This is a genomic window from Pseudomonas sp. K5002, assembly GCF_013386655.1.
Taxonomy (GTDB): domain Bacteria; phylum Pseudomonadota; class Gammaproteobacteria; order Pseudomonadales; family Pseudomonadaceae; genus Aquipseudomonas.
Map to the genome: position 1 here is coordinate 1 of NZ_JACARK010001486.1, position 878 is coordinate 878.

The 878-nt window shown below is 63.3% G+C and carries 1 protein-coding gene and 1 pseudogene; both read right to left on the reverse strand.

The window, feature by feature from the left end; translation table 11 throughout:
* Positions 1-295, reverse strand: a pseudogene (metR, locus tag HX846_RS37390) (transcriptional regulator MetR); the annotation flags it as partial.
* Positions 296-391: 96 nt separating this feature from the next.
* Positions 392-878, reverse strand: a 487-nt coding sequence (locus HX846_RS37395; RefSeq protein ID WP_178967490.1) for a hypothetical protein, incomplete at its 5' end; no start/stop codon positions are given.

Genomic DNA, 878 nt, shown 5'->3' on the forward strand with positions numbered 1-878 from the left:
CGATGGCCATGTGCAAACGCCCGGCCGTGCCGCCGGCCAGGCGCGCGATGTCGCGTTCGGCACCGCGCAGCAAGGGCAGGGTGGCGTCCGCCAGTTGCAGCAGGCGCAGGCCGGCGCTGGTGAAGCGCAGCGGCTTGGTCTTGCGCACGAATAACTGCATGCCCATGCGCTCTTCCAGTTCCTTGAACTGGTGGGAGAGTGCTGATTGCGTCAGGTGCAGGCGCTCAGCGGCCTCCACCAGGCTGTCGGCTTCGCGCAAGGCGTGCAGGGTCTTGAGATGGCGGATTTCGAGCACGGGGTCTCCATGAATATAACTTGTGACAAATTCGGATCGGTTGAGTTTGTCTCATGTTGATAGGCCTGTCGACCGTCGTGCTCAAGTCCCGCCGCCTCACACCCCGGCAAAGTGCCGGGTGGCCAGCGCTCGCCCGATATTGCCGCGCCAGATAGGGTCCACCGCGGCCCCGGCTTGCGCCTGGGCGACTTGCCATTGCAGGCCCAGGTTGCGCTGCTCGGGAATCTTCAAGTGGGCCTTGATGAACTCGTCGAACTGCGCCCCGGCCTTGTCGTAATGAAAGTGCGCGTACCACAGGGTGGCGGGCGGCGTTTGTGTCAGGTCCTGAACCACGTATTCCTGAAGATAATCCGCCCGTCCTTTCTTGCCTTCATTGAGGTTGCGGGCCGGTTCGCCCTTGCGAATCTCCACCACCCGTTGTTCGCGAAGGTAGTCCAGATAACCTTCGGTAGGGGTTTTGCTGGCGAGGGTCTGGCGGATTCGCAGGTTGCGGCCCTTGATGGTCAGCTCCATGGCCTTGGCCCGCAGTTGGCGCACGAGGTCCTCGGTAGGGTCCAGGCGTTCCAGGCGATTGGCCCGCAGG